This is a genomic window from Actinomycetota bacterium, from assembly GCA_018334075.1.
In the GTDB taxonomy this organism is placed as follows: Bacteria; Actinomycetota; Coriobacteriia; order Anaerosomatales; family UBA912; genus JAGXSC01.
This window is the reverse complement of the sequence record JAGXSC010000029.1, coordinates 1-6,536: the sequence shown is the minus strand read 5'-3', so window position 1 is coordinate 6,536 and position 6,536 is coordinate 1. Positions and strand designations below refer to the sequence as shown.

The 6,536-nt window shown below is 60.7% G+C and carries 6 protein-coding genes and 1 pseudogene; 6 read left to right on the top strand and 1 reads right to left on the bottom strand.

What is annotated here, in order from left to right:
* The 6 genes and pseudogenes from KGZ89_04080 to KGZ89_04055 all read left to right on the top strand — a co-directional run.
* Positions 1 to 957 (top strand): ABC transporter ATP-binding protein (locus KGZ89_04080; protein ID MBS3974025.1); only part of this gene is annotated, 957 nt, incomplete at its 5' end.
* Positions 935 to 1,792 (top strand): class I SAM-dependent methyltransferase, encoded by an 858-nt coding sequence (locus tag KGZ89_04075; GenBank protein ID MBS3974024.1) that lies wholly within the window; start codon positions 935 to 937, stop codon positions 1,790 to 1,792. The genes KGZ89_04080 and KGZ89_04075, both read left to right, overlap by 23 nt.
* Positions 1,793 to 2,189: 397 nt before the next feature.
* Positions 2,190 to 3,092 (top strand): class I SAM-dependent methyltransferase, encoded by a 903-nt coding sequence (locus KGZ89_04070; protein ID MBS3974023.1) that lies wholly within the window; start codon positions 2,190 to 2,192, stop codon positions 3,090 to 3,092.
* Between the two features lie 180 nt (positions 3,093 to 3,272).
* Positions 3,273 to 4,047: pseudogene (locus KGZ89_04065) on the top strand (IS630 family transposase).
* A 202-nt stretch (positions 4,048 to 4,249) separates the two neighbouring features.
* On the top strand, positions 4,250 to 5,254 hold the full coding sequence (locus KGZ89_04060; GenBank protein MBS3974022.1) for a glycosyltransferase family 2 protein: 1,005 nt from the start codon (positions 4,250 to 4,252) through the stop codon (positions 5,252 to 5,254).
* Positions 5,251 to 6,291, top strand: coding sequence for a glycosyltransferase family 2 protein (locus KGZ89_04055; protein MBS3974021.1), 1,041 nt, complete (start codon positions 5,251 to 5,253; stop codon positions 6,289 to 6,291). Before KGZ89_04060 ends, KGZ89_04055 begins: the two co-directional genes overlap by 4 nt.
* Before the next feature lie 25 nt (positions 6,292 to 6,316).
* Here the strand turns inward: KGZ89_04055 and KGZ89_04050 are convergent.
* On the bottom strand, positions 6,317 to 6,536 hold a 220-nt coding region (locus KGZ89_04050), incomplete at its 5' end, for an IS630 family transposase (GenBank protein ID MBS3974020.1).

Below are 6,536 nucleotides of genomic sequence, written 5' to 3'. Positions count from 1 at the left end.
CGCGAGAACGTCTACCTCAACGGCGCCATCCTCGGCATGCGCAAGGCCGAGATCGACCGCAAGTTCGACGAGATCGTCGACTTCGCCGAGATGGCCGAATTCATCGACACCCCCGTCAAGCGCTACAGCTCGGGCATGCAGGTCAAGCTCGCGTTTGCGGTGGCGACCAGCATCGAGGCCGAGATCCTGATCGTCGACGAGGTGCTGGCGGTGGGGGATCTGGCGTTTCAGAGGAAGTGCTTCGACCGCATGCAAAGCCTCATCAATGGTCATGGCAGCACGGTCATTTTGGTATCACACAACATCCGGCAGGTCGAACGGCTCTGCAACCGAACAATGCTGCTTAGCCACGGCAAGGTGATCGCAGACGGGCCACCGGCAGACGTGTGCGACTCCTTCTACCGGGCAAGCGACAAGCAGATACTTGCCAACAGGGGAAACGCCCGTGTCGGGCGCACGCAGTCGAGCGGAGACCTTGAACTGGTGGCGGTTGAGGTGTTTGACCAAGATGGCTTCCCTACTGACGCTGTACATCACCTTCAGGATGTCGAATTCAGAATTGAGTACGAGGTGAAACGCATCGTACCGTCGCCGATATTCGGACTTGGTGTCCACACCACCGACTTCTTCTTCCTCGCCACTTCACAGAGCATCGGAGCGATCAGCAAGCCTCTGCTTGAGCCCGGTCGCTATCAAGTCACCTTCAGAGTGAAGAGATTCCCATTTCTCCCTGGCGTCTATTCGCTCCGGCTTGGTGTCGCCCTTGGCGAAACATTCCAGCCTGTTTTTTACAGCGAGAGCGTGCGGTCTATTTGTGTCACTAGCAAGCGGGGCGCTGAGACGAATGTGACTCGCGGTGACGGATTTGTTGAACTTGAAGGTACGTGGGGCCTCCACTGCCTTAATTCAAAGCCCACCTGCGTTGGTTCTCAACATGTCGAAGTACACGTACCCTGAAGACCGACTCCCAACTCCCGCGAACTCCCGAGTGCTTAAGCTAATCGGTGAGTCGAAGGAAGTGTTGGAGGTAGGTTGTGCACTTGGATATCACACTCGCGCAATGCGAGACATGAAATGCCGTGTTGTCGGCATCGAAATCGATCCAGTTGCCGCCGAGCAGACGCGTCCATTTTGCGAGCATCTCGTGATCGGGGACATCGAGCAGATCGATCTCGCAGCAGCATTAGGCGACCGGCAATTCGACGTCGTGACCTTTGCTGATGTTCTTGAACATCTACGTGACCCTGTCAATGCCTTGCGAGCGGTCCAGCCATTCATCAAGCGATCTGGTTACGTGGTTGCGTCGATTCCCAATATAGCCCACTACTCGGTGATCTTCGAGTTGGCCAACGGCCGCTTCGAGTACCGTGACAGAGGATTGCTAGACGATACCCACATTCGCTTCTTCACTCGCAACACGATGCGCCAGACTTTTGAGCAGGCTGGCTATGTCGTTGCCTCGATTGAACGCAATCGCGTATCACCTGCCCAGACTGAGTTCAATACGCCAGACTCTGAAAGTGATCGACCTTTTCGCTCTTATGTGATGAAGCACAACCCCGAGGCTGATACCTATCAGTTTGTAGTTAAGGCGGTTCCAGCAGTCGAACCGGTTGAATGCCACGCAGCGCTGCAACTCGTGTGTGAGCAGGTACGAGAACTGGAGGCCGAGCTCGACGCCGCTAGGCGCGAAGCTTCGTCGCTGCGGTCCAAGCTCTCGTGGCTCGAAGGCCGTCCTGTCCACAAGATGGCAGCAGCTCTTCGGCGCGTGATTCCAGGACGATCCAGCTAGTACTTTGTTCCCTTGAAACCTTTACTTAATCCCCCACATCGACGATGCTGCTTATCCAGCAATTCCCTAGTGTTGTCGGGTCCCAGATGATCGGCTTTTGCATAATCGGCGAACCCTGCTGCTGGGCCGCGAGGTGCTGCGGACCGTCATGGCAGGATAGCAAACCCGGGGGTAGCATGCTGATCGCCTTGCACAAGAACGCCACTACCACACCGGCCGTGCGCGCGGCCATTCAGCAGTCCTCGGCCAGCGACTGCACGACGCCAGCCACACCCCCACCGGCCGCAGACCACGCTGAACGCTGCGCAGGAAAGGCTGGTGGGGCGCGAGTCGTCGACTACAACTCGGCCGCGACGGATCACTAATGTGTTTGGTCGAACGCAGAGGGGTATCACCAATGTCGCTCCGGGCAGCGCTACTGTTTGAGATCGCGCGTCGGCGGTTACCTCCGCCAGCACGCAGAACCATCGACTATGGTGCCTACCAAGACTGGAGGCGTGACTCGCTGTCAAGGAGTTGGTCCGCATTTTCCGAGGTTGATCTCGGCGGTAAGGATGTCCTTGACTTCGGTTGTGGAGATGGTGCTCTCGCTTTCTACCTGGCTACAGAGAAGCACCCACGGAGCGTGGTTGGTGTCGACCTCTCCGCCCCCGCATTGGAGCGCGCTCGGCGAGAACTGTCGAAAATCAAGCTTGATCCGTCTGTAGAGATCAAATTCGTCCAAGGCAACGTTGACGGATTGCCGCTGCCCGATAGTTCAGTGGACATCATTGCTGCGTTTGACTGCCTTGAGCATGTCATGTCGCCCTTGGCCGTCCTCAAGGACTGGCACAGGGTGTTGCGTCCCGGCGGGCGTTGCGTACTGGAGTGGTTTCCCTACAAGGGCCCCTGGGGTCCGCACATGGAGTCTCTGATCCCCGTGCCATGGGCACATGTCTTGTTCGGGCAGGAAGCGATGTTTCGTGCTGCTGAGCGCATTTACGAGCTTGAGGAGTTTGTGCCTCGTCACTGGGATCTCGACGAGCAAGGCAACAAGAAGCCGAACAAGTGGATTCAATGGTCCTCGTTTCGGGAGCAAGGCTACATCAACGAACTGGACCTGTCGAAGTTTTTGGAAATCGTGCATGAATCAGGTCTACGAATCGCCCGACTTGAAGAGCATTCCTTTGGTGGGTCAGCCTTTCGTCGTGGGTTGGGTCGAATGTTGGCGGCGTTACCGTGGGTTGGCGAATATTTCGTTTCGTTCACGGTGATCGAATTGGTTCGTCCAACCACGCACTCTGAGCACGTCTCACATTGAAAATCCTCTACCTCTGCCACCGATTCCCGTACCCGTCCAAGCGGGGCGGCAATATCCGGCCCTTCAACATGATTCGCTACCTGCAGGCCAGCGGCCATCGGGTGACGGTGTGTACGCTGGCGCGTTCGCCGGCCGAGGCGGAAGGGGTCGGGACATCGCACCGCACTGCCAAGCCTTCGGTATGTGGCTTCGCACGCGACGGCGGCGGGGTTTCCCAGGCTGACCCGCGCCGGCAAGACGCGCCGTCTGGCGCATCCTTGGCGCGCACGAACTCAAGCCCCACCGCGTGCGCTACTACCTCGAGCAACGCGACAAACAGTTCGAGCGCAAGATGGCCGAAGTGCTGATGGTCTTGCCGCGACGCACAACCTCTACCGTGCCGAGGCGGTGCACGATGCGCGACCCCTGCCCGTGTACACCGTCAGTGTCGATGAGAAGCCTGGGGTGCGAAGCGCTGGGCACGACGGCGCCAGATCTCTGCCGCCAGTGCCGAACAAGTACGCCGGCATCGGCCGCGATCACGAGTACGTCCGCCATGGCACCTTGTCGATCCTGGCGGCGCTGGACCTGCATACTGGGGAGATCATCGCCAACGCCCGAGTCGCGCCACCGCAGTGTGGAGTTCATCTCGCTGCTGCGCCGTCTCGACCAACACTATCCGCCTGAGGCCATCATCCGCGTCGTGCTGGACAACCACAGCGCGCACATCTCCAAGGAGACGATGACGTACTTGGCCAGCCGTCCTGGCCGCTTCGAGTACGTGCACACGCCCAAGCACGGCTCCTGGCTCAACCTGGTTGAGTCCGCGCTCTCCAAGATGGCGCGCAGCTTCCTGCGGCACATTCGCGTTGCCTCGCTGGATGAGCTCAAGGAGCGCATCCTCAAAGGCATCGACGAAATGAATGCCCAACCAGTCAGGTTCCAGTGGAAGAGCTTTGACTTCCAAATGACCTAATCGTCAATGTTTTACTGAAACGAAGTACTAGACCGAAGTTCCTGCAGCACCGATGAACTTCGGACTAGAGACTGAAACAGATGCACCGCATGTTGCCTGCGCCATACTTTTACGACTGTGACACTTGGCGCCTGTCGACGCTCTCACCGACTGAATTCTTTGCTCTGTAATGGACAGGCCCACGCCCACTGTGAGTGTTTGCGTGCCGACCTACAACGGCGAGCGATACCTGCGCCCGTGTCTAGAGAGCATCTTGGCACAGTCGCATGCAGACTTTGAGTTGCTTCTCGTCGATGACGCGTCGAGCGATCGTACGCCGGCGTTGGCGACCGAATATGCAGCGCGTGACGCGCGTGTGCGCGTAACGCGCAACCCACACAACCTAGGACTCGTAGGCAACTGGAACCGCTGCCTCGAGCTTGCGCGTGCTCCTTGGATCAAGTTCGCCTTTCAGGATGACCTGCTGGCCCCCGACTGCCTTGCTCGCATGCTCGCCGCCGGGGCCACACGGCCGATCGTCTTTGCACGCCGAGAGTTCTTGTTCGAAGACGCTACCCCAGAGGAGGTCAGCAGCACATACCGCGCGCTGCCCTGTATCCACGACGTGCTAGGCCACGCAACCGACGTTACGGCTGACGCCGTCTGCGAGGGCGTCCTTCGTGAGCAACGGAACTTCTTCGGCGAGCCGACCGCCGCGCTGCTTCACCGCTCGCTGTTTGAGCGCTTCGGCATCTTCAACTCAGATTTAGCGCACTTATGCGACCTGGAGTTCTGGATGCGTGCGGCAACTAACACGGGCCTAGCTTGGATAGATACGCCGCTGGCCACGTTTCGCTACCACTGCAGTAGCACCAGCGCCGGCAATCTAGATCCATCGAGGGAAGAACTGATCTTTGTCTTTGACCGATTGATCATCCAGCATGAGGTGGCATATAGCGACGCCTTTGCGAATCTGCGCCGAGCTGCAAGCCAGCGCGGCCCAAGACGAGACTTCGAAGGCGAGTTTACAGCCAAGGCCACCTGGGTTTGGCGGCGCGCTGTCACTGGTGGTGACGCGCGCTGGCGTCAACGGTGGGAAGCACTGGCCCCTTGTTACGCGGGATTCGCGGCGACAGCGAGGCGCGCGGATCGTCTGTCGTTGCGTAAGTGGTGGGCGCGGCACGTTGGCTGGCGGCTCGACAGGCCGAGACGAAAGACTGCGAAATGATGGGCGCACAGCAGGTCGCTCTCATTGTCCTAAACTGGAACGGCCGCGCCGACACGCTGGCCTGCCTGGAGTCGGTCTCGCGCATTCCGGGCGGCGCCCACCGCGTGATCGTCGCCGACAACGGCTCGAGCGACGGCTCGGTGGCCGCCATCCGGCAGGCGTTTCCGTTAGTCGAGCTGATCGAGAACGCCGCCAACCTCGGCTACGCCGGGGGCAACAACACTGCCATACGGCACGCGCTCGACGCCGGCGCCGAGTTCGTCCTGCTGCTCAACAACGACACCATCGTCGACCCCGGCATCGTCGAGGCCTTCGTCGACGCCGCCCGGCGCATGCCGCAGGCCGGTGTGTTCGGCGCCAAGATCTATTTCCACGCCGACCCGCAGCGCCTGTGGTACGCCGGCGGCTACTGGGACGCGAAGACGCTGAGCTTCAACGAGCACGGCGCCGGCCAGCTCGACCGGGGCCAGTACGACCAACTGACCGAAACCGAGTGGGTCATCGGCTGCGCGATGTTCGTGCGCGCCGAGGTCTTTCGCGAAGTGGGGCTGCTCGAGCCGAGCTTCTTCCTCAACAACGAGGAGGTCGACTTCTGCAGCCGCGTGCGGCGCGCGGGTTACACCTGCGCCTACGTGCCGCAGGCCAGGCTGTGGCACAAGGTGTCGGTGTCGTTCGGCGGCGAGGACTCGCCGCTCAAGGAGTACTTCAGCGCCCGCAACCGCCTGCTGTGGGCGCAGCGCAATGCGCCGGCGGGTGTGCGCTGGCGCATCTATGTGCGCAGCGCCTCGGGGTTGATGCGGCGCTATGGGCGCGCGTTGCTCGGGTGCACGGTTACCGGGGCACTGACCCCGAAAAGCTGGTGGTGGGCGGTGCGCGCCGCCTTTGCCGACCCGCGCAACCGGGCCGCGGCGATGGGCCTGCGTGATTTCTGGCTGCGCCGCTTCGGCGACTGCCCGGCCGAGGTGCGCGCCCTGGCCCGGCAGTGGGCGGCGCGCCAGGCGCAGCGCGCAGCGCCGGTGGCCTCCCAGCCCGGCTAGTGTGGTGCGCCAATTTGTTCTGCACTTATCTGGCCACTCGCGCCAGGGCGGCCTTCGCGCGGGTGACTTTGGCGAGGATGTCGGCGGCGCTGGCAGTCCAGATCAACGGCTTGGGATCCTTGTTGTGATGCTCGATGTACTGCGCAATCGCCTGCTCGAGATCGGCCACGCTGGTGAAGCTGTCGCGCTTGAGGCGGTTTTCGGAGAGGTCGCGGAAGAATCGCTCGACCATGTTCAGCCACGAG

Excerpts from the sequence above, each read along its gene's own strand:
- KGZ89_04075 (MBS3974024.1), top strand. The coding sequence starts at position 935 with ATGTCGAAGTACACGTACCCTGAAGACCGACTCCCAACTCCCGCGAAC.
- KGZ89_04070 (MBS3974023.1), top strand. The coding sequence starts at position 2,190 with ATGTCGCTCCGGGCAGCGCTACTGTTTGAGATCGCGCGTCGGCGGTTA.
- KGZ89_04055 (MBS3974021.1), top strand. The coding sequence starts at position 5,251 with ATGATGGGCGCACAGCAGGTCGCTCTCATTGTCCTAAACTGGAACGGC.